General features: G+C 59.5%; 21 protein-coding genes and 1 tRNA gene. 8 read left to right on the top strand and 14 right to left on the bottom strand.

The features are described from left to right. The first annotated feature begins 18 nt into the window (after positions 1-18). On the top strand, positions 19-1,359 hold the full coding sequence (locus tag JNM85_06135) for a hypothetical protein (GenBank protein MBL8087635.1): 1,341 nt from the start codon (positions 19-21) through the stop codon (positions 1,357-1,359). On the opposite strand, the gene JNM85_06130 is transcribed toward JNM85_06135, so the two are convergent. From JNM85_06130 to JNM85_06110, 5 genes are all read right to left on the bottom strand, one after another. Beyond that, positions 1,356-2,033 (bottom strand): hypothetical protein, encoded by a 678-nt coding sequence (locus tag JNM85_06130; protein MBL8087634.1) that lies wholly within the window; start codon positions 2,031-2,033, stop codon positions 1,356-1,358. The genes JNM85_06135 and JNM85_06130 overlap by 4 nt on opposite strands. Before the next feature lie 30 nt (positions 2,034-2,063). Further along, the gene (locus JNM85_06125) at positions 2,064-2,618 is read right to left on the bottom strand and encodes a 5'-nucleotidase C-terminal domain-containing protein (protein ID MBL8087633.1); all 555 of its coding nucleotides are present in this window, start codon (positions 2,616-2,618) and stop codon (positions 2,064-2,066) included. 127 nt (positions 2,619-2,745) lie between these two features. Further along, on the bottom strand, positions 2,746-3,171 hold the full coding sequence (gene rplK, locus JNM85_06120) for a 50S ribosomal protein L11 (protein MBL8087632.1): 426 nt from the start codon (positions 3,169-3,171) through the stop codon (positions 2,746-2,748). Positions 3,172-3,273: 102 nt separating this feature from the next. After that, positions 3,274-3,879 carry a hypothetical protein gene (locus JNM85_06115; protein MBL8087631.1) on the bottom strand — a complete coding sequence of 202 codons (606 nt, stop codon included), beginning with the start codon at positions 3,877-3,879 and terminating at the stop codon, positions 3,274-3,276. 3 nt (positions 3,880-3,882) lie between these two features. Next, positions 3,883-4,638 (bottom strand): hypothetical protein, encoded by a 756-nt coding sequence (locus JNM85_06110; GenBank protein MBL8087630.1) that lies wholly within the window; start codon positions 4,636-4,638, stop codon positions 3,883-3,885. A 93-nt stretch (positions 4,639-4,731) separates the two neighbouring features. Between JNM85_06110 and JNM85_06105 the strand changes: the two genes are divergently transcribed. Continuing rightward, on the top strand, positions 4,732-5,142 hold the full coding sequence (locus tag JNM85_06105) for a hypothetical protein (GenBank protein MBL8087629.1): 411 nt from the start codon (positions 4,732-4,734) through the stop codon (positions 5,140-5,142). Here JNM85_06105 and JNM85_06100 read toward each other — a convergent pair. After that, entirely contained in the window at positions 5,139-6,029 is an 891-nt protein-coding gene (locus tag JNM85_06100; GenBank protein MBL8087628.1) for a ChaN family lipoprotein, read from the bottom strand. The genes JNM85_06105 and JNM85_06100 overlap by 4 nt on opposite strands. A gap of 47 nt (positions 6,030-6,076) precedes the next feature. Here JNM85_06100 and JNM85_06095 point away from each other — a divergent pair, with 47 nt between their 5' ends. Next, the gene (locus JNM85_06095) at positions 6,077-6,568 is read left to right on the top strand and encodes a hypothetical protein (GenBank protein ID MBL8087627.1); all 492 of its coding nucleotides are present in this window, start codon (positions 6,077-6,079) and stop codon (positions 6,566-6,568) included. Here JNM85_06095 and idi read toward each other — a convergent pair. From idi to JNM85_06070, 5 genes are all read right to left on the bottom strand, one after another. Then, on the bottom strand, positions 6,546-7,073 hold the full coding sequence (gene idi / locus JNM85_06090; protein MBL8087626.1) for an isopentenyl-diphosphate Delta-isomerase: 528 nt from the start codon (positions 7,071-7,073) through the stop codon (positions 6,546-6,548). The genes JNM85_06095 and idi overlap by 23 nt on opposite strands. 4 nt (positions 7,074-7,077) lie before the next feature. Further along, on the bottom strand, positions 7,078-8,031 hold the full coding sequence (locus JNM85_06085; GenBank protein MBL8087625.1) for a beta-lactamase family protein: 954 nt from the start codon (positions 8,029-8,031) through the stop codon (positions 7,078-7,080). A 57-nt stretch (positions 8,032-8,088) separates the two neighbouring features. Next, a tRNA-Leu gene (locus JNM85_06080) sits at positions 8,089-8,175 on the bottom strand. Positions 8,176-8,212: 37 nt separating this feature from the next. Beyond that, complete coding sequence (locus JNM85_06075; protein ID MBL8087624.1) at positions 8,213-8,674, bottom strand: DinB family protein; 462 nt, start codon at positions 8,672-8,674, stop codon at positions 8,213-8,215. Positions 8,675-8,741: 67 nt separating this feature from the next. Next, on the bottom strand, positions 8,742-9,782 hold the full coding sequence (locus JNM85_06070) for a PTPA-CTERM sorting domain-containing protein (GenBank protein ID MBL8087623.1): 1,041 nt from the start codon (positions 9,780-9,782) through the stop codon (positions 8,742-8,744). A gap of 145 nt (positions 9,783-9,927) precedes the next feature. Between JNM85_06070 and JNM85_06065 the strand changes: the two genes are divergently transcribed. Then, positions 9,928-11,418 (top strand): carboxypeptidase M32, encoded by a 1,491-nt coding sequence (locus tag JNM85_06065; GenBank protein ID MBL8087622.1) that lies wholly within the window; start codon positions 9,928-9,930, stop codon positions 11,416-11,418. A 27-nt stretch (positions 11,419-11,445) separates the two neighbouring features. Here JNM85_06065 and JNM85_06060 read toward each other — a convergent pair whose 3' ends face one another. The 3 genes from JNM85_06060 to JNM85_06050 are packed head-to-tail and all read right to left on the bottom strand — an operon-like array spanning position 11,446 to position 14,818. Further along, the gene (locus JNM85_06060) at positions 11,446-12,222 is read right to left on the bottom strand and encodes a PEP-CTERM sorting domain-containing protein (protein MBL8087621.1); all 777 of its coding nucleotides are present in this window, start codon (positions 12,220-12,222) and stop codon (positions 11,446-11,448) included. 53 nt (positions 12,223-12,275) lie between these two features. Further along, the gene (gene guaB / locus JNM85_06055; GenBank protein ID MBL8087620.1) at positions 12,276-13,751 is read right to left on the bottom strand and encodes an IMP dehydrogenase; all 1,476 of its coding nucleotides are present in this window, start codon (positions 13,749-13,751) and stop codon (positions 12,276-12,278) included. A 44-nt stretch (positions 13,752-13,795) separates the two neighbouring features. Then, positions 13,796-14,818: a cytochrome ubiquinol oxidase subunit I gene (locus tag JNM85_06050; GenBank protein ID MBL8087619.1), complete on the bottom strand. Its 1,023-nt coding sequence runs from the start codon at positions 14,816-14,818 to the stop codon at positions 13,796-13,798. A gap of 103 nt (positions 14,819-14,921) precedes the next feature. Between JNM85_06050 and JNM85_06045 the strand changes: the two genes are divergently transcribed. From JNM85_06045 to JNM85_06030, 4 genes are all read left to right on the top strand, one after another. Then, entirely contained in the window at positions 14,922-15,578 is a 657-nt protein-coding gene (locus JNM85_06045) for a PAS domain S-box protein (protein ID MBL8087618.1), read from the top strand. 81 nt (positions 15,579-15,659) lie between these two features. After that, positions 15,660-17,378, top strand: coding sequence for a Flp pilus assembly complex ATPase component TadA (gene tadA, locus JNM85_06040; GenBank protein ID MBL8087617.1), 1,719 nt, complete (start codon positions 15,660-15,662; stop codon positions 17,376-17,378). A gap of 30 nt (positions 17,379-17,408) precedes the next feature. After that, positions 17,409-18,269, top strand: a complete 861-nt coding sequence (locus tag JNM85_06035; GenBank protein ID MBL8087616.1) for an HDOD domain-containing protein — start codon at positions 17,409-17,411, stop codon at positions 18,267-18,269. A 249-nt stretch (positions 18,270-18,518) separates the two neighbouring features. Beyond that, a complete protein-coding gene (locus JNM85_06030) occupies positions 18,519-20,084 on the top strand; it encodes a PilT/PilU family type 4a pilus ATPase (protein ID MBL8087615.1) in 1,566 nt (521 codons plus the stop codon). Positions 20,085-20,126 lie beyond the last annotated feature (42 nt).

Genomic DNA, 20,126 nt, shown 5'->3' with positions numbered 1-20,126 from the left:
ACGAGCGAGCCTCCATCAATGATTTCGATCAAGCGAATAACGCGTATTGGTCTGATTGCGCTTGGCGTGGGCCTCATCGGTTACCTCGGAGCCACGATGCTGCCCAAGACCTATAGCAGCCAGATGACCCTGTACTTCCCAGCGGCTCAGGCAAAGCCTGCTGGCGGCATTTCGGCCCTGACCGGCGCGAATGGGGCCGATCCGGATGGAGGGACCATCAGCTCGATGGGCGGTGCATTGGTTTCGCCGCTCGTCGCGTCTGGGCCTCAAACTGCGACCGGGATCCTGACCAGCAATACTTGTTTCCTCGATGTCGTGCGCAAACTCAAGCTCGCAGACTATTGGGGAATGAACGAGCTGAAAGCGCGCAAGAAGCTGGAGGGCTCGGTCAGTGTCCGAACCGAGAAGACCGGTTTCCTAGTGATCGAGGCGAACGTCGATAAGCCCGAGTTGTGCAAGTCCATCGTCTCGGCTCTGTACACCCACCTTCAGAAACGTGCCGAGGAGCTCACGATCAACGTGAGCAAAGGGAACCGGATCCAAGTCGAGAAGCGTTACGCCGACAGCATCATGGAAGTCGAGGCCGCGAGGGAGAAGTTTGAGAAGAACCTTGCCGGCGCGACGGTCAGCGACACTCTGGAGTTTCAGCGAGCCTATTTCCTCGTGAAAGGGAAGCTTGGTGAGACTCGGGTTGCGCAGGCATCGGCGCGGCGTCAGCTCGCCCTCGTTAAGGAGAAGTTTGCGAAGCTCCTGAACCCTAAGGCGCAGTATCCCGAGAACCTGACCGCACTTGCTCCCGACGGCGCAGCCGCGGGCAAAGATAGTGTCAACACGCTTGTCGGGCAGATCGAAGCGCGGCGCATCGAGCTCGCGGACGTGGCCAAGCAGTTCGCGGAGAGCAGCCCCGAGTACGCGGTGGTCAAACAGAAGGTTGAGGCCGCCGAGCAACTCGCCGCCCGAGTCATCGCGAATCGTGCCCGAGAAGCGAGCGCCGGAGTTCAGCCCGAAGTCTTCCGTCTCGAATCTCAGCTCCAGGCGCTGGACGTCTCGATTACGGAGTACGAGAAGATCATGTCGAGCTACGAAGGGATCGCGCGACAGCTGCCGTCCAAGACCTCACGGCTCGCCAGCGCTCAGGCCGAGTTCAACGCAGCGCTCAAGAAGCGAGAGACTTTAGAGATCGAGCTGGGCAAGGCAAAACTGGCCGAAGATCGTGATGCCAGCCGCTTCGAAGTCGTTGATGAGCCGCTTGTCGAAGACGACCCGATCGCTCCGCGCAAGGCAGTATTTGGAGCGCTCTTCTTTCTGATCGCGGTCGCGATCCAGCTCGCACCGAACCTGTTCAGCAGCGAAGACTAAACAACCCGGAAGCGGGTCTGGCGCGAATCGTTGCGCTCCAAAAGAACTGCCTCTGAGGTCAGTTCGCGCGTGAGTTCCGCATACGTGGTCCCGCCATCCTCGGACATCGCAACGGCCCAGAGGTCCTTGAGGGTGTTCATCGCGGTGTCCAGCGAGGGTTTGGTGTCGTACAGCGTGGCCAGCCCATCGCGCAAGGTCTCAGTCAGGCCTGGTTCACCTGAGAGTACGGCCCATTGCTGCCGCTCGTGGTAGTCCCCATCAAAGTCCAGGACGAAGAATAGATCGCTCTCAGGTTTCGCGCCGACCTCGGCGAACATGGCCTTGAGCACGAATGGGGAAGAGTTGAAGTCCGAGAATGCGCGCTTGAGGGGTGTGCTCAGAACGCCGACCACACGCTGGACCGTCACGTCCGCCTCGCTCCGCTGGTACCCCTCTTGGTGAGCGAAGTCGATAGCGGCCACGCGCAGCGACTCGACGTCGGACTGCTGTCCTAGGCCAGCCATAAGCAAGCGATCGTAAATCTCGAAGATCTTCTTTGCCTGACGGCGCACCGTAAATGTGAGGACTCCTTCGGGGATGCTGACCGCTAACACAGGCGAGCCACCTTCGAGGCGGCTTTGCACGTACTCGGCTCGGTGTCCGATGCCCTCCTGCCAATCGTAGGGAGTGATCATAGTCACACTCTACTACGCTTCAGGGGGCGATTACGAAGCGGTTCGCCAGCGAGAGGCCATATTCTTCGCCGGGCGGTCGGCGAGCACCTTTTCAAGCGTCACGCCACTGAGTACGGTTTTGATTCGTTCCTTATCCCAGACCTTGAAGTAGCCTTGGCTGCCGCGCGCGAGCGTCACGGGCATGGCGACAGTGTAAGTGCGACCATCCTCCATCCGGTTCCCGCTGAGCGTGACCGAGGCAATCCGCGCGTCGGGCTCTGCCTTTGGACGGAACGTGATCTCCAGATTTGAGACCTGAAGAAAGCTGTCGCTGGGGGTCGGATAGAGTGATACGCTACGCTCCAAAGCCTGCCGGATTTGTGCGCCCGTCAAGTTGACCACCGCGATCTCTTCCGTTGGAAACTTCATGAGCGTCGCGAGGTTGTCCGGGTCGAACTTAGTTCGGAGCATCTCGGCGGTCAAGAACGCAGCGTCTGCTCCTGCGGCTTCGCGAATGGCATCCGCCGCAGATTGCGCAGCGGCAATCCCTTCGGTGTCAGGGCCAGCCGAAGCGGCAACCGAAAGAAGGAGAATTGTACCGGTCAACAATGAGCGAAAAGTCTGCATTCAGTCCATATGTAGGACGCATCGGAAAGGTGATTGTTTCTGCGTACCAATAGAAATGAGGACCGATGGGCCAAACCCGTCGGTCCTCATTTTGGGGTGTGAGTTGTTAGAGTTCGACCTTGACGCCCATGGACCGAGCGGTGCCCGCGATGATGCGCATGGCCATCTCTTCGTCCTCGGTATTGAGGTCCTTCATCTTGGCCTTGGCGACTTCGCGCAGCTTCTCCTTACTGAGAACGCCCGCGCGATCCTTCAGCGGATTGGCCGCACCCTTCTCGATGCCAGCGGCGCGCTTGACCAAGTCGCTCGCGAGCGGCTGCTTGACCACGAACGCGTAGGAGCGATCCTCGAAGACGGTGATTTCAACCGGCAGGACGAAGCCCATCTGCGGGGCCGTCATGTCGTTGAACTTCTTCAAGAACTCCATCATGTTGATGCCCGCCTGACCGAGCGCGGGACCGACGGGAGGAGCTGGGGTGCCCTTACCGGCAGCGATGTTGAGCTTAATAATGGATGAAACTTTCTTAGCCATGGTCAAAGGTTCCTGGTGGAGGTTGCCGTGCGGGTCAGAGGGAAGCTTGCCCCAAACAAGCTCGTCTATTATACCCAGTCGGCTATCAGGTTCAACCGAACTTCAGCCCGTGAGCATGACAACCGCGACCAAAGTCAAAACCAGCAGGTTGTTGAGGCAGTGGTAGAACGTTGCCTCGCGCACGCCGCCCACGAAGTAGCGCCAGGTGAAGAAGAATCCCACGACGGTGAGAGCGAGCGCACCGAAGATCGGGACTCCAACGATCATATGCGCGAATCCGAACTTGATGGACCGCGGGACCGACTGCGCCCAAGTCGTCGTGCCACGGCGGAAGATCTCCTCCTCGCGGCGGACGAGCCGAGGGATGTTGAGTGCAAGGAGTGCTCCAAAGACGATCCCGAAGTACGGCACTTGGGCACCGGCGGCGACCAGGTTGGTGCCCGCGTTCTTGCCGTCCGCGGGTTGCTTCAGGAGATTGAGCCAACTGAAACTCAGGATTGGGTTGTTGAGACTGTACAGCCCCATGATGATTGCGTAGAGAACTCCCAGCATCATCGAAGCCATTGCGAGCGCCTTGATCCACTCGGGGATACCGCGCCCCGCGAACACGGAAAAGTGCCGTTTGACCGTCCCCTTGCGCGCATAGCGAACGAAGTCAACAGTTAAGTAGGCCGCGAAGGCGTATTTCAGGAGGTCAAGAATGGTCACGAGTTACTTCTGTAATTCTCGGATCTCATTCAAGTCTTTCGGAGGATTTTGCCAAAGCGGGGCAATCGCGCGGATGCGCGCCTGAAAACCGCGTGGCAAGTCAGTGAACTTGTCAAACCGTCGAGCGACGAGTTGGAAGACGCTCTTGCCTGTGCCGAAAGCTGGGGGAAGATCGCTGAAGCGATTCCAAGTGAGTACCCGATCCTTCGCCCCCGCCCCTACGACAAAGTCGTAGTTCTCGTACGCTTCGATGCGTCCCCTCGGAGTCTCAACGGAAACAAACAGTGGAATGCTGAAAAAGGTGGTGTCACCCACGACTCGCACGCGAGTCTTGTTAGCGCTGACCTTCTGAAGTCGTGCGCCCGATCCCTGTTCGACCTCGGCGATGAGCTTTCCATCGGCAAGCCTGTATCGAATGAGCTGGTACGGATACTCGATGGGCTTGACCGCTTGCCCATTGCGTTCTGTGATCACCGCACCGGTTATCGGGTCCAGGTAGAAGAACACCTTGCGGCTCAACTGCGTCGCCGTCGTGGCGCTCAGACTGCTCGGCTCCAATCGGGCGGTATCGACGCCTTCGACTCGGGCGATCAACTCCCCTTCGGGGTACCGATAGAGTTCGCCGATGCAGTACCAGTACACGGGTTCGCCAGCCCCCACGCGATTCTCGATGAACTTCGCAAAGAGCGATTCGTTGGGCGAAGTATCTTGGACCATGGGTGCGCAGAGCGCGGTAAAGGCGATCAAGGTGGCTAGCATCTACCTGCAAGAATACCTGCGAAGGCTCGTTTATGCGAAGAAGCGCATAGTTGAATATGGATCAGAATCTGGTGTATTCTTGGAGTTACAAGGATGGCAAAGAAGACTTGGAAGCAAAAGTACGAGACTGGCTCACCGCAGGTGGAAGTACTGGAAAGGCCTATGATGGGGATGGCCCCGGGAGCGAGGTTGTACATTACAACCCCCCGTATCATGGATGCATCCGTGCGCTTGATCCCCTATGGCCAGACCAAGGAACTGACCCAGATCCGGGCGGAGCTGGCCCATGCCAACGGCGCGGACGCTACGTGCGCGCTTACGAGCGGGATCTTCATGCGCATCATCGCTGAGCTTGCGCTTGAGTCGCTGGCCGGGGGTGCAGCGCTTACCGAGGTTTCGCCATTCTGGCGCGTGGTCAAACCGAACTCCCCGCTCGCCAACAAGCTCAGCTGCGGAGCGGAGCACGTCGCCGCGTTGCGCCGGGCGGAAGGAATCGTCGACTAGCGCTCGCGCACCTGCTCCTTCGCCGCATAGACGAAGTCCCCCAAACCGCGTGCGACGGTCATGGCGGAGTTCGTCTCAACCATCGACACGCTGAGTGTGGGCGCACCGGACTGGCGGGTGATGCGATAATTGATCCCTTGACCGTACATCACATGCCCAATCCCGGCGACGATAATCACGACCGGCTTGCCCGCGGGATCGCGCTTTCGCAGCGCCTTAATCGCTGAATCAGCCATGCCTTCGTCCCAGAGCACCTGGGCTGAATAGACGTTGTCCATGGAACCACCGGTCGGGCCATGACCCCCCATGAGGGCATCGAAAACTGTACGGTGGTCTCGGTTGCCCAGGCTCATGTCTCTGGGGAGTTCGGATTGCTGCTCAGGGGTGAGGGCCGAGAATCCAGACTTGCCTACGGACCGGACCCATGCGCGCGGGACGTTTAGAGCGACCATCGGCAAGCGGTACTTTCGGACGGTTGTGAAGATCGGTCTGTACAAAGCAAAGTCGAACCCCCATTGGGCCTTCCAATTCGACTCTTGGATGAACTCCTCCTCACTGCCCCAGCCTAGCGGCCAGTTCGTTAAGTTCGACTGGTTGGACCTGTCGAACATTTCAAAACCCACCACGACGTCGCGACCCGATTTGGCGAACGCCTCGATGATCTGTGCCTGCATCTGATGGTGCTCTGCGTGGTCGTGACTCTCGCCGAGGAGGACGTATTGGACTCCCTCGGCCGATCGGACAATCGTCGAAAGCTTGGTCGACTTGCCGGATTTGGATTCGACAATCTGGCCAGACCGGACGTTCATGGTGCCCGGTGCACCGATGGGCAACGTGTAAACCGAAGAAGTCTGAGCGACGGCGCTTACAAGAAGGCTCGAAAGCATAGATCTAGTATGAAGCGATGTCTCGGTCGCTGGGGTATCAAGATGGCATGGACATTCAAGGTGCTTTGGTCGGCCAGTATCGCGCAGGTCTCACCATGCTGCGTGAGTGCATTACGGTCTGCCCAGACGACCTATGGGCCGAAGGCACGCATCCTCGGACCTACTGGCGTATCGTCTATCACTCGTTGTTCTACACGCACTTCTATGCGATGCCCAATTGCGACGAATTCACGCCTTGGGCTCGGCACCAGGCGCATGCGCGGATCCTGTGGACCGACGATGAAGAGGGGGTTCCGCCCGTCGAGACCACCTACTCACAGGCAGATCTGTTGGAGTACTTGGAGATGCTGTACGAGAACATCGATGGGTGGGTTCGCGCCCTTGATTTAGGTTCCGCGGAGTCCGGGTTCCCGTGGTATCCGATCCCCAAGATCGACCACCAGATTGTGAGTATCCGTCATCTCGGGGGTCACGTGGGGCAACTGTCGGAACTGCTCATGGCCCGTGGCATCGACATCAACTGGGCCGGGAAACGGTAGCGAACCCATCCAAGATGTGCGACAGCCAGGGAGCGAATCGTTCGGGCTCACGTTGCATCTCGGAGCGGAGCGCATCCAGAGCGACCCAGCGGATTTCTTGAACTTCGGTCGAGTTTGGGTGTAGTTCACCGTCCCAATCGGCCGTGAGGACATGGTCGTACTCCCTCTCCGTGAGTTGTGAACGATCATCGTGCGCTCCGTAGGTGAATGCACCAACCTCTCGCAGTTCGGGCGAGATCCCAAGCTCCCGTTCGCATGTCCTTCGGCCCGCGGCCAGCGGCTCTTCGCCGGGCGCAGGGTGGGAGCAGCAACTGTTGGCCCAGAGCCCCCCAAAGTGATACTTGGTGGCGGCTCGGCGCTGGATCAGCAACTCACCACGGGAGTTAAAGAGAAGGACCGACACCGCGCGGTGGAGCGTTCCACCGTGTTCGTGCGCTGCTAGCTTCTCCATCGATCCGATCGTCTGGCCGTTATCGTCAACGATCTGGACAAGCTCTTCGTTCATCTTCCTAGTGGGGAACCAGGGTCTCAAGAAACTCTTGGTCGCTCCAGCCTTGGCCTCCCAAAGACACCTTACCCATTCGGACGATGACCATCTTGGCGGACGGGACGATGTAGCAGCGTTGCTTGCCCGCGCCAGCAGCCATGCGAAAACCTTCGGCCGCCGCACGCGAACGGCCCGACATCATTTCCAGCTCTCCATCTTGGCCGAGCCACCAGCTCATGCCGTAGGCAGGATTGGACTTGGTGGGTTGGTATAGCTCCTTCATTAACCCGGCGTCGATCAGCTGCTTCCCATTCCACCGACCCTCTTGTCGCACGAACTCCCCGAACGTGAGCCAGTCCCGGGCGGTGATCCAACCGCCTCCAGCGAGCTGCGGATTGCCGTCAGCGCATTTCCCGCGATACAGCACTTTGATTCCAAGCGGCTTGTTGATGCGCCGATCCAAGTACGCCTCCCACTTCTCGCCTTTGAGCTTGGCCTCCATGAGCGCCCCAAAAATGTTGAAGGAGTTCGGACCGTACGCGAACTGAGCACCGGGCTCGAAAACCGGCTTCAGCCCCTTGGCGGTCTCCCACCCGTCGCGTTCGCCGCCTTCTCGCCCACGCGAACCGACCGGCATACCGCTGCTGAGGGATAGTAACTGCCGTACCGTGATGCGGGACTTGCGGGCATCTCGCTTCCATTCTGAGAAGGTGTCCGCCACCCGCTCGTCGTACCGGATCAGTCCATCGGTCGCAGCTGCGGCGGCGACCACGCCGCAGAAGCTCTTGGACCCACTCGCCATCGCCTGGATTTCATCCTTTCCACCGCCGTTGGCGTAGCGCTCAAAGGCCACCTTGCCGTCCACCATGACGAGTACCGCCTGGGAACGGAACTTCGAGGCGTACTCCCACGCGGCTTCGTAGTTGGGTTGCGCACTGGGCGCGGAAGCAAGGAGGGTGAGTGCTAGAGGGATCATGCGAGCCTAGACGGATCGAGGTCTCGGATGTTCAGCCGCTTGGCGCGGGGACGCCTCTGGTGCCCAGGAATGGACTCGAACCATCACTCCCTTGCGAGAACTAGTACCTGAAACTAGCGCGTCTACCAATTTCGCCACCTGGGCACGGCGGAGAGACAATTATACCCAGGCGGCGGATCGCTTACCAGTGCCAATCGGAATCGCCGAGCAGCGTCTGGATGTAGTTGAACTGGCCGCTGTGGTACCAGTTGTGCATCGAGGCAAAGATGAACTGCTCGAACTTGGTTGACGACCCCATCTCGGTCTCCACGACGGTGGCGAAGTCGGCCTCATCCATTCCCTCGGCAAGCGCGATCAGGACATCCATCTTCTCGACAAACGCACCCAAGATAGACTCCTTGGAACTGAACTCTGCCGGAGCAGTGATCCACCCACCTTCGGGCCATGGTGGCTGCTGCTCGCCTCGGACTGCCCGAGCGATGTGGTCGTTCACCAGGTTCAGCTCAAAGACGATGTCGGCCACGGTGCGGGTCGCATCCCCAAACTTTCGGGTGAGGGCTTCCTCGGGAAGCGCCTCAATGTCGGCGGCGACAATGCTCTTTGCTCCGTTGAGTCGTTTGAGAGCGATCGGTTTAGCGTCCATACCCGCGAGGCTACCCAAAATGAAAAACTCCCCTGGCAAGCGGCCAGGGGAGTTGGTGGGGCTAAGCTCAGCGTCGCTTTCTACGCAACGCCAAGGCACCCAAGCCGACGATCAGAGGCAGGAGCGCATTGGGCTCCGGCACCACGCGCACTTCGAGTGCGGTGGGATTGATGAAAGTGCCCGTCGCAGGATAGAGCGTTGCCGGGAATCCCGCATCGTCTCCCATCCAGTCCCAAATCAGGCTGCCGCCGGACATGGTGTACGTGCCAAGCATTGGCGCAAAGTTGAACACGAGCGAGCCGGATGCACCTGGCAGCGTTTTGCTGCTCATGTCCCCGGGAGCAAACTCCTGGTTCGCATTGAAGTCTTGCCAGCCAACCCCACGGAAATCCGTGGCTGTGCTCAGGAAGTACAAGATGCCCCCAAAGTACCGATCGTAGAATGGGTTCGCGCGGTCCTGGCCAAACAGGTTCAGACCGGTGCGTTGCACCGAGTACTGTGGGAGCGTGTAGTCCAGAGTGACCGTGGGGGTCGCAGCGCGGTCAATCAGCACCTTGCCCACAGCCGGGTCGAGGTCCCAAGAGCCGTTATCCAGGTTCGTGATGGAAAACCCCCCAGATGCAACCTGGTGACTATAGGGCGAGCCTCCTCCGAGCCCGAGGGATTCCATCAACACCTCGCCCGCGGCCGAACCGGTCGTCGTGATCTGCGACTGGAATGAGAAGGGCTTGTTCTGCCCGACGTAGTTGTCGCTGGTCATCGAGAACAGTCGAACCTCGCCGTCCGAAGCGGTGGACATACCGCCCATCCGGTCGCTGGGCATCTGGATATCCAGCGTATCGCCGGACTCGCCCGCCGCGAGGTGGTTGGACTTGAACCCGACGATTGAGCGACTAAAAGACGCGTAATCCTCGGCGATCGTCCGATTCGAAAGATTGAAACTGCTGGTCCCGTCGGCCGCGTAAAGCCTCGCACTTTGGTCGAGTTCGTCGCCAACCGAGATCGGTGCACCACCTTGCGTGAAGTCCCCAGTGGCACCGACCACTTTGAACTGTGCTTGAGACACTCCTCCCGCTAGGACAATACTAAAAACAAGTAATGACTTCATTAAGTCCCCTCCATTTCTATTGTCCCTTGCAATAGTGCTATCTGCAAGGGGGAAAGCATGCTTTGACCCATACGCCGCAATAAGAGAGCCGGAACAGCGGCGAAGCTTTCGGAAGCAACGACCAGCACCTTGGTAAGCTTGAAGAATGAGCGAGAATCTGACACGCTTGAAAGCCCGCCTTGCAGACGTCAATGCACTGCACGCGGCCGTTGCGATCATGGACTGGGACCAGCAGACTTTCATGCCGGAAGGGGGCGCAGAAGCGCGAGCCCAGCACGTAAGCCAGCTTAGCCGATTGGCCCACGAACTGCTAACGGCAGACGAGGTTGGCAGCTGGCTAGAGCGCTCCGCAGGCGAAGTTGCTCCCGGTTCGGATGACGCGGCGCTCGCCCGTGTGGTTAAGCGCGACTTCGACCTCGCCACGAAGATCCCCAGCGCGCTGGTCGCCAAGAAGTCAAAACTGGCCGCCGAGGGCCACGAGATTTGGGTGCGCGCACGCGCCAACAATGACTTTGTTTCGTTTGCCCCATTCCTTGAGCAATTGCTCGATATCGTCCGCGAGGAAGCCAACCACTTGGGGTACGAACACGAGCCGTACGATGCGCTGCTGGATCAGTACGAAGAGGGTGCGACGGCCGATGATTGCCGCCGCATGTTTGCCACGCTCAAGGAGAATACCGTTGGCCTTGTGCGCGACATCACGACCCACGGAGTCGCGGTCGATGACCACTTGCTCTGTGGCGAGTGGGACATCGCACGGCAAAAGCGACTGACCGAAATGATGGTCAAAGACATTGGATTTGACTTCACGCGCGGCCGCCAAGATACGGCACCTCACCCGTTCTGCACGGGTTGGTCGATTGGCGACATCCGCCTCACCACCCGGTTCCAAGACCACGTGTGCAGCAGCATCTTCAGTAGCTTGCACGAAGCTGGTCACGGCATGTACGAGCAGGGATCCCCCAAGGCGTGGGACCTGACGCCGCTGGCGGGCGGCGTTTCACTGGGAATTCACGAATCCCAAAGCAGATTGTGGGAGAACATCGTGGGTCGAAGCAAGCCGTTCTGGAAGCGATATCTCCATGAGTTGCACGCAGAGTTTCCCAGCCTCGCGGCCATCTATCTGGACGAGTTCTATCGCCTCGTCAACAAGGTGCAGCCCTCGCTCATCCGTGTGGAAGCCGACGAAGTGACGTACAACCTGCACGTGATGGTGCGGTTCGAGCTTGAATGCGACATGCTCAACGGCACGCTGGCGGTCAAGGACCTTCCGGCCGCGTGGAACGCGAAGTACAAAGAGTACTTGGGAGTCGATGTCCCGAGCGACTCGAAGGGGTGTCTGCAGGACGTCCATTGGTCCATGGGGAGCATCGGCTACTTCCCGACCTACTCGATGGGGAACCTGCTGAGCTACCAGATCTGGAATACCCTGCAACAAGATATCCCGAACACCGACGAACTGATCGAGAAGGGTGAGTTTGGGCCGATCTTGCGATGGCTGCAAGAGCACGTGTACTCGCAGGGCCGCAAGTATGCGCCCAAGGAGCTTGTCATGCGGGTCACCGGCAAGCCGATGCAGGCCGATGACTACGTGGAAGCCCTGAACAAAAAGTATCGGGACATCTATCGCATCTAGGTGGATAGCTAGTTTGGCCGCCTAACGTTAGTCGGCCAAACTATAGGATTTTCTCTTCCGTCTGCGCAAATAGAGTGCGGCTAAGCCGAGCGCGAGCCCAGCCCCCGCCATCGGCTCGGGCACCACGGTACCGCGCAACTGAAACGCTGTCGTGACCGGTGCCCACTCGAAGAGTTGTCCATTGCTGATCTGTCGCTGCAGCGCATCGCCGCCGCTCGGGACAGGCGACACACCCACCGCAAACACTGCGCTCGATGCTGAAGTGGTCTGAAGCGCGAATTCAACCCAATAGCGCCCAGAACTAAGGACCGGGGCCCAGCTTGCATCACCCAAGACTTCCATGATCGGGCGTTGCCTGGTGGTGACGTCACCGGGTGAGGTGCGGAATGCGCCGGTCCACTTCGAGCTCGCATAGCGGTTTGTTGCGAAGTCACCGTGCGCGGGTCCGCCCCCCAAACGTGGGTCCGCGGTATGAATTGCGATGTGCATGGCGGAGAAGGAAGAGACCGGTGGGAAGACAGTGGACGTAGTCGTTCGGAAGGCGAACGAAGCAAATTCCGTAAGCTTCCATTGCTGCCCGCTCGGTACCGTGAAGTCCTCGATCACGCGGAACGAGCTCAGGTTGCACCCGATGTTCGAGGCGACGGGCCCGGCGGACGTGGTGAAGACGGTCCACTCGCTGATGTCCGAGCCACTCGGTCCCGCTCCAGGCCGCGTCACAAAGGGGCCGTTATCATAGAGTGTTACTGCCGAGGCGCAGGCGGCGATGAGCGCGGCAAAGCCGCTTGTTAAGACACGATTCATGATTTTCTCTCCTAAAATTGAAGCTCAGCAATGACAAGTAATGAAACAAAAAGCTAGTCGCTATCGGTCCCCGCGTAGGGCGACGAGTAGTTCGGTGGTTCCTTGGTGATCCACACGTCGTGCGGATGGCTCTCGCGCAGCCCAGCGCCGGTTATGCGCATGAACTCAGCACACTCTCGCAGCTCGGCGAGCGAGCCAGCCCCGACGTAGCCAAGGCCCGATCGCAGCCCGCCGATGAGCTGGGCGACCGTCTCGGCCAGCCCGCCCTTGAAGGGGACGCGTCCTTCCACCCCTTCTGGAACGAGGGTGCCGCCCGCCTCCTTGACTTGGAAGTATCGATCGCTAGAGCCTTGCTTCATTGCGCCGATGCTGCCCATGCCGCGATACACCTTGTAGGCGCGGTTGCGGTAAATCTCGGTCTCACCCGGCGATTCGTCGCATCCTGCAAACATGTTGCCCATCATCACGCAGCTTGCGCCAGCGGCCAGACACTTCACGATGTCGCCTGAACTGCGCACTCCACCGTCAGCGATGGTGGGGATACCGATTTCTTGGGCTTGCATCGCGCACTCGTACACGGCAGTGAACTGGGGGACACCCACGCCCGCGACCACGCGAGTGGTACAAATCGAACCTGCTCCGATCCCGATTCGCAGACCGTCCGCTCCGATCTTGGCGAGCTCGCGCACGCCCTCTCGGGTGGCGACGTTGCCCGCGATGACCTTCAGGTCGGGCAGCTTCTCCTTGAGCATCTTCAGGCAGTTCATCACGCCCGCCGAGTGACCATGGGCCGCGTCAATCACGACAAAGTCGACGCCTGCTTCCTGCAGTGCCTTGGCCCGTTCGTACGGGTCGCGCAGGGCACCGATTGCTGCGCCGACCGCCAAGCGACCGAGCGAATCCTTGGTGCTATTCGGATGCTGGATCACCTTCAAGATGTCCTTGATCGTGATGAGTCCTGTCAGCTTGCCCGAATCGTCCACGATGGGGAGCTTCTCGATGCGATGCTCGGCGAGGATCGCCTGGGCCTGGATCAGCGTCGTCCCGGTACGACCGGTCACCAGGTTTTTGCTGGTCATCCGCTCGCTCACGAGCTTCTTGTAGTCGGTCTCAAATCGGATGTCGCGGTTGGTCAAGATACCGAGGAGCTTGCCCGTGTTGTCGACGATGGGCACCCCGCTGATGTGAAATCGCTCCATCAGGTCAATTGCATCCTGAATGAGCTTGTCCGGAGTGAGCATGATCGGATTCGTAATGACCCCGCTCTCACTCCGCTTGACTCGATCCACTTCCGAGGCCTGACGATCAATCGTCATGTTTCGGTGGATAACCCCGACACCGCCTTCACGGGCGATCGAAATGGCCATCCGCGCCTCGGTCACCGTGTCCATGGGGGCGCTGACGATGGGCGTATTCAGGTGGATGCCGGGTAGGAACTGGGTCGAGAGGTCCACCTGATTCGGCATCACTTCGGTGCGACGCGGTACGAGCAAAATGTCGTCGAAGCTCAGCCCTTCTCGAAAACTCATCTTGAGAGGATTTTGGCACCTTTCAGTGTGCCGGTGCCGGACGATCAAGCGGCGTGTGGAGGAGAGTACTCGGGCCAGGCCGCGGGTTCTGGCCCGGCCAGAACATGAGTGCAGGCTCTCCACAACAGAGGAATCGCCGCCACAGTGAACGCAATGCACACCAAGAGAACGAGCCAATTCATCGTTGCGTTTGGTCTGAGCGAGTTCAGGATATGTGCGAAGCTCTCGCTATGAGCCAGGCTGATGCTCGCGGCCATCTGAAGCACTAGCGGAAGCGTAAGCAATTGCATACAGGACCGGTCAGTGGCAAGTCGCCGCTGAGCCCAACTTCGCACAGAAACGACCGCTCCAAGCAAGATGGTCGCCGAGATTGCTGCGCCCACCCAATGGGCATTGAGCCACGGCCAAACGGCCAGTTGTAGGCTCGACGTGGCGACCAGCAGAAGGAGTCCAGCGAGCAAGGCGCAGGGCGTGGTGCCCCGGTGCACGCGCGCGAGACATTGAATCGCCGTCACGCAAACGAACAGGCATGCGGCTCCATTCCAACCCCCCAGAACTGCTTGGACAATTCTGGGGGCAGCTTCGGGTGGATTCGAGAGTGCCCCGAGGGAGGAGGTCAACCTCTGGGTCACCATCGTGGTCCACACAGCGAAGCCGTGGAGGGCGATGAAGAGTGTCAGTGTGCACGCAGCATGGAAGCGTGCGCGGCATCGACCCCATCGCAGGATCAAAAATGCGATGCTGAAGCAGGCAAGAAAAAAGAATAGGGCCCCTGAAAGCACAAACAGAGGGCCCCGATGATTGAGGAGGAGGTCGCTTATCGACACCCCGTGCGCGCGCAATCCGGTCCCGAGTGCAAACTCGCTTACCAAGGTTACGACGAGGAACGTGGCGAGCAATCGGATCCAGAAGTGGGCGATGCGTCGGTAGGTTTCGTTACCCGTGCGCAGCCAGATGACTTCCAGAACCACGAGAACAAGCCCCAGTCCTGCACAGAGAGGAGGGAAGACCGCATGAAGACTTGTGGTCAGAACCAACTCGATTCGGCTTAGAAGCTGGGCGGTCATTGCCTTCGATCTGAAGGGTGCCATACTTACGGACTGTGGACAAGTCGTCAATGAGTTGCCCGTGTAACAGTGTCATCCAAATCGACGACCTGGGCGGTGGCACTTGAGGTCCCGCTCCCCCAATCTATCCGAGCGGGAAAGCCAGCTCATTGAGATGGCGGCCAGCGGCCTGACGGATCAGGCGATCTCCATTCAGCTTGGAATCAGTCTGGCCACGGTGGCAACTTACTGGGGCCGTATCCGTATCAAGATGGGCCCGCTGTCACGCCCCGAGTTGGTCGCCAATTGGGTCTCGGCAAACGCGGATGCCAAGCTTACGACGTTAAGGGCAGAGAACGCCGCGTTGGTCGAGGAGATCGAAGCGTATCGAACTCGTGAGACCACTCTAGAAGACGCGCTCGCGACCATTCGCTCCCTGGTCGAGATGGCCCCAGAGGCGGTTCTATTCGTGGATCAAGACGGGTGCATCATCGAGGCGAACGCGCGGGCCGCAGACCTCTTCGGGTGTACGCTGGATGACTTTCGTGGGACGCGGGTTGGCAGGTTCATCCCCGCGAGTCTGCACGAGCGACATCGCATGCTCCGTGAGCAGTTCTTTGCCGCGGGTGGACGCGTCGAGATGGGCGACCATGCCGGACTCGCCGCGCTCCGTGCCGACGGGTCGGAGATTCGCATCTTAGCCTCGGTCAGCGCCGTGGAAACCCCTGCCGGGCGCGTCGCGGTTTTGATCGCGCGTCGCGCCTCCGCGACGAACGACTGATCCGCGCGAAGAAATACCGGCTTCCCAGCATAAGTATCTGGCTCATTTCGACCGAAAACTGGAAGGAAAGACCAGGGCCAAATGCTGACCGGCGATTTCTTTATTCAGGAGGGTTTGATCTCCGACGATCAACTACACGTTGCACTCGAGAAGCAACGTGAGCTCGGCGGCACCGACCCTATTGCCAGCATCCTTGTCAGCCTGGGCATGATCGCCGAGCGTGATCGAGTCAAATGCCTGGGCAAAGTCTGGGGCATCCCGTTTGTGGACATCGCCCAGAAGATGCCGCACCCCGATGCAATCGGACTGCTGACCCCCCAGATCGCCAAGCGGTTCAAGGCGATCCCGCTGTTTGCGCAGGGCAACAAGCTGCTGGTCGCGATGGCGAACCCGCTCGACATCTTCGCCATCGACGAGATGCGTATGAATACCGGGTTCGAGATCGAGCCCCTCATCGCCGTCGAAGAAGACCTCGACGCGGCACTCAATGCGCTCTACAAATCCGACAGCGCGGTCAACGACCAAGTCAGCAGCGTCATTCGCGACTTCGACGGGAACGTCGAGATCAACGATCTCAAAGAAGACGAGATGTCGGAGGCGGAACTTGCCGCCTTGGGCGAAGACGGCCCCATCATTCGCTTGGCAAACCTCATCGTTCAGCAGGCGGTGCGCGACAAAGCCAGTGACATCCACATGGAGCCGCGCAAAGAGTCGATGCTTATCCGCTACCGGATCGACGGCGTGATGATGGACGTGATGGAACTGCCCAAGAAGGTCATCGCCCCGCTCACGTCCCGCTTCAAGATCATGTCGAATATGGACATCGCAGAGAAGCGAGTCCCCCAAGACAACCGTGTCAGCGCGACCATCGACGGCCGAGACTTTGACTTCCGGGTTTCCACGTTGCCGCTCATCTTTGGCGAGAAGATCGTGATGCGCGTTCTCGACAAGGGCGGCATAAACGTCGGTCTGAACAAGCTGGGTTTCTTGCCCCACAACCTGCATCTGCTCGAAGACATGTCGAGCCGAAGTTACGGCATCATCCTCGTCACCGGCCCAACCGGCTCGGGTAAGTCCACCACGCTTTACTCGCTGCTGAACAAAATCGCGACCGGCGAGACGAACATCATCACGATCGAAGATCCGGTCGAGTACGAACTGGCGGGTATCAACCAGTGCGCCGTGAATGTGCGCGCTGGAATGACCTTCGCGGCCGGACTTCGCTCGATGCTCCGCCAAGACCCCGACATCATCATGGTCGGTGAAATGCGCGACCCCGAAACCGCGACCATCGCCATGGAAGCGGCCTTGACGGGCCACTTGGTCTTGAGCACACTCCACACGAACGACGCTCCAAGCGCCCCCACGCGATTGATTGACATGGAGGTCGAGCCGTTCCTCATCTCAAGCTCCATCGTCGGTGTATTGGCTCAGCGTCTGGTCCGCCAGATCTGCGCGAATTGCAAGACCAGCTACTCCGCCTCGCGCGAGAGCTTGCTGCGTTACGGCTTCCCGTTGCCGGAAGAGGTCGCAGGCGAGACACAGGGAGAAATCACGTTGTTCAAGGGTGCGGGTTGCGACAAGTGCAACGGCACTGGATACAAGGGCCGAACGGGCGTGCACGAACTCATGGAGATCAACGATCCGATTCGCGATGCAATCCTGCATCGCTCGCCTTCGCACGTGGTCCGCAAATCCGCGGAAGAGAACGGCATGAGGTCGTTGCAAGACGATGCAGTCCAGAAGATTCTGATGGGTGTGACCACCGTGGACGAGGTTCTACGCGTGATCTACGCCTAAGAGATTGACCAAAGGGAGAAAGTTACAAAAGTGTCCGCATTACCGAACGATTCAACCGCTGCTCCCCTCGAGACGATTCTCGCAGGGGTGAAAGACGTTGCCGTATTGCCCCAGGTGGTTTTCAAGATCATGGAAGGCACCTCGAGCACGGACACCTCCGCAAACGAGCTCGAGCGAAACATCATCATCGACCCTGGTTTCAGCGCCAAGGTCCTCTCGATGGCAAACTCGGCGTACTTCGCTCTCCCGCGCCGGATCACCTCGATCAAGGACGCCGTCCAGTTTCTCGGATTCAAGACTGTGCGCCAAATCGCGATGAACGCGGGCGTCTTCGACCTCTTTGTCGGCAAGACCGACCGCGAGTCGATGCGGCGTCGAACGTGGTGGCGTCACTCGCTTGACACGGCGAACTGTGGACGGTGGATTGCCGGTCACTATGCCTCGCTACCGCCTGAGGAGGCCTACACCGCCGGGCTGCTGCACCTGATCGGCAAGACCATCCTGGATCGGTCAAATTCGGAGCAGTACAACTTGGTCGAGACTGGGATCGCTCAAGGCATTCCCGATTTTGCGGTGGAGAAGCACTTGTTCGGATGTAGTCACGTGGAGGTGACCGTCGGTGTCTGCGGCCAGTGGGGGCTGCCGACCGATCTACTCCACGGAGTTGAGTACTCCGAACCGACAGCGCCGGACTTCGGGCCAAGCGTCCGTGCCTGCGTTGCAGTGGCCCATTGCATCGCCGGGTTGGCCACCGCGGGCAAGCCCGCCGACGTCGATATGCGCTCGCTTTTTCCAGATTGGGCGGTGGAGAGCCTCAATATTGCCGATAACTTAGAGCAGTGGGTGGATTCCGGCATTGCCGCGATTGCCGCGGCGAACCGAGCGGGGTAGTCGTAGCAGAGCACTACTGTAGGAGCAAACATGTCAGGGAAGTTTGATTGGGAAAAGGTCATTCAGTCGCAGCCGGACGGCACCGAGCCGCCCGAGTCCGCGCCTGCGCCCCAAGCGGGCGAAACTTGGGAGGCACTCTTGAGCCAAGTTCCAGATAAATCGTCGAACGCCGTGAACCAGGAAGTGTCTGCAGCCGAGATGGCTGCACCCGCCCCGACCGCGTCAGCGGAGCCGGTTGCGGAGGCACCTATGACCGAAGAGTCTTTCGGCTATTCCGAGCCCCCGGTCGTGGAGGCCCCACCGGTCTACGAGCAGTCTGCCCCCGTGGAGTACGCCGAGGCCCCGCCCGTTGCTTACGAAGTCGCAGCGGAAGCCCCGACGTATGCGGAAGAACTGCCGGTGACGGAAGTTGAATCCGTGCAGGTGTTGCCCCCGCCCGTGTTCGAGGCTGCTCCTGTTGCTGCCTGGCACGAAGAGCCTCCGAAGGCCCCACCCGCGGAAGCGACCCCTTACGAAGCGGAACCCGAAACCGCAATCGAATTGCCAAAACCTCCGCCAGCGACGCGACTGCAATCATTCTCCGTGGTCGCAGGTTCGCCGGTCGGCGGCAGCCTCGATGCGGAGATTACGGCGGACAACCGCCGGATTCAGTCTATCAACACTGCGTCGGAAGTGGGCGCGACCAAGTACGAACTGTACGACGAGTCCAGTCGAGTGCTCGTGAATGAGCCGGAGAACGCGGCTCCGCTCGATGGGGTCCATCTGGACGACATCTTGCGCATGGCAGTCGAGCGCCGCGCATCGGATATCCACTTCACCGTGGGCTTGCCGCCGATGATCCGTCTGGACGGCGAGATGGTCCCGCTCCCGTGGAAGATCTTGAAGCCGGTCGATACACGTCGACTGCTGACAGAAATCCTCACCGACGACAACTTGCAGAAGTTTGAATCTACGCACGAACTCGACTTCAGCCACTCGGTACGCGACGCCGGTCGATTCCGTGTGAACGTGTACATGCAGCGCGGCGTCGTTGCGAGTGCCATCCGTTCGATCCCGACGAAGATTCCGAGCTTTGCCGACCTGGGCCTCCCGGACGCGATCCGCGACATGTGTAAGCGGTCATCGGGCCTCATCCTCGTGACCGGACCGACCGGTTCCGGTAAGTCCACGACCATCGCGACGATGTTGGACGACTTGAACGATCATCGAGCCGGTCATATCATGACCATCGAAGATCCTATCGAGTACCTGCACATGCACAAGAAGTGTATGGTCAACCAGCGTGAGTTGCACGCGGACACGTACTCGTTCCACAACGCCCTGCGCGCAGTGCTTCGTGAAGACCCCGACATCATCCTCGTGGGTGAACTTCGCGACCTTGAAACCATTGAAGCGGCGTTGACGCTGGCCGAAACGGGTCACTTGGTCTTTGGAACGTTGCACACTCGCAACGCCCCTGCGACCATTGACCGTATCATCGACGTCTTTCCGAGCGACCAGCAGGGCCAGATTCGCGTGCTACTAGGGAACACGCTGGAAGGCGTCATCTCGCAGCAACTGCTGCCCAAGATTGGCGGCGGACGTATCGCGGCCCATGAGATCATGCTCGGGATTCCCGCCGTGCGAAACCTCATCCGTGAGGGCAAGACCCACCAGATGTACTCCATCATCGAAACGGGTCGCCAGCACGGCATGGTCACGCTCGACTCGTCGCTTGCGTACATGTACAAGCGCGGCATCTGCACCTACGATGAGTGCATGATCCGGGCGGTAGACAAGGATAACTTCGCCAAGCTCGCCAAGAGCGCAGCGTAAGCCTCAACAACGAAATGGGGGACATCGACCGATGTCCCCCAT

The sequence above is a fragment of the Chthonomonas sp. genome, assembly GCA_016788115.1.
Taxonomy (GTDB): domain Bacteria; phylum Armatimonadota; class Fimbriimonadia; order Fimbriimonadales; family Fimbriimonadaceae; genus UBA2391.
This window is presented reverse-complemented; position numbering and strand designations above follow the sequence as displayed.

Excerpts from the sequence above, each read along its gene's own strand:
- JNM85_06135 (MBL8087635.1), top strand. The coding sequence starts at position 19 with ATGATTTCGATCAAGCGAATAACGCGTATTGGTCTGATTGCGCTTGGC.
- JNM85_06130 (MBL8087634.1), bottom strand. The coding sequence starts at position 2,033 with ATGATCACTCCCTACGATTGGCAGGAGGGCATCGGACACCGAGCCGAG.
- rplK (MBL8087632.1), bottom strand. The coding sequence starts at position 3,171 with ATGGCTAAGAAAGTTTCATCCATTATTAAGCTCAACATCGCTGCCGGT.
- JNM85_06110 (MBL8087630.1), bottom strand. The coding sequence starts at position 4,638 with ATGCTAGCCACCTTGATCGCCTTTACCGCGCTCTGCGCACCCATGGTC.
- JNM85_06105 (MBL8087629.1), top strand. The coding sequence starts at position 4,732 with ATGGCAAAGAAGACTTGGAAGCAAAAGTACGAGACTGGCTCACCGCAG.
- JNM85_06100 (MBL8087628.1), bottom strand. The coding sequence starts at position 6,029 with ATGCTTTCGAGCCTTCTTGTAAGCGCCGTCGCTCAGACTTCTTCGGTT.
- JNM85_06095 (MBL8087627.1), top strand. The coding sequence starts at position 6,077 with ATGGACATTCAAGGTGCTTTGGTCGGCCAGTATCGCGCAGGTCTCACC.
- idi (MBL8087626.1), bottom strand. The coding sequence starts at position 7,073 with ATGAACGAAGAGCTTGTCCAGATCGTTGACGATAACGGCCAGACGATC.
- JNM85_06085 (MBL8087625.1), bottom strand. The coding sequence starts at position 8,031 with ATGATCCCTCTAGCACTCACCCTCCTTGCTTCCGCGCCCAGTGCGCAA.
- JNM85_06075 (MBL8087624.1), bottom strand. The coding sequence starts at position 8,674 with ATGGACGCTAAACCGATCGCTCTCAAACGACTCAACGGAGCAAAGAGC.
- JNM85_06070 (MBL8087623.1), bottom strand. The coding sequence starts at position 9,782 with ATGAAGTCATTACTTGTTTTTAGTATTGTCCTAGCGGGAGGAGTGTCT.
- JNM85_06065 (MBL8087622.1), top strand. The coding sequence starts at position 9,928 with ATGAGCGAGAATCTGACACGCTTGAAAGCCCGCCTTGCAGACGTCAAT.
- JNM85_06060 (MBL8087621.1), bottom strand. The coding sequence starts at position 12,222 with ATGAATCGTGTCTTAACAAGCGGCTTTGCCGCGCTCATCGCCGCCTGC.
- guaB (MBL8087620.1), bottom strand. The coding sequence starts at position 13,751 with ATGAGTTTTCGAGAAGGGCTGAGCTTCGACGACATTTTGCTCGTACCG.
- JNM85_06050 (MBL8087619.1), bottom strand. The coding sequence starts at position 14,818 with ATGACCGCCCAGCTTCTAAGCCGAATCGAGTTGGTTCTGACCACAAGT.
- tadA (MBL8087617.1), top strand. The coding sequence starts at position 15,660 with ATGCTGACCGGCGATTTCTTTATTCAGGAGGGTTTGATCTCCGACGAT.
- JNM85_06030 (MBL8087615.1), top strand. The coding sequence starts at position 18,519 with ATGACCGAAGAGTCTTTCGGCTATTCCGAGCCCCCGGTCGTGGAGGCC.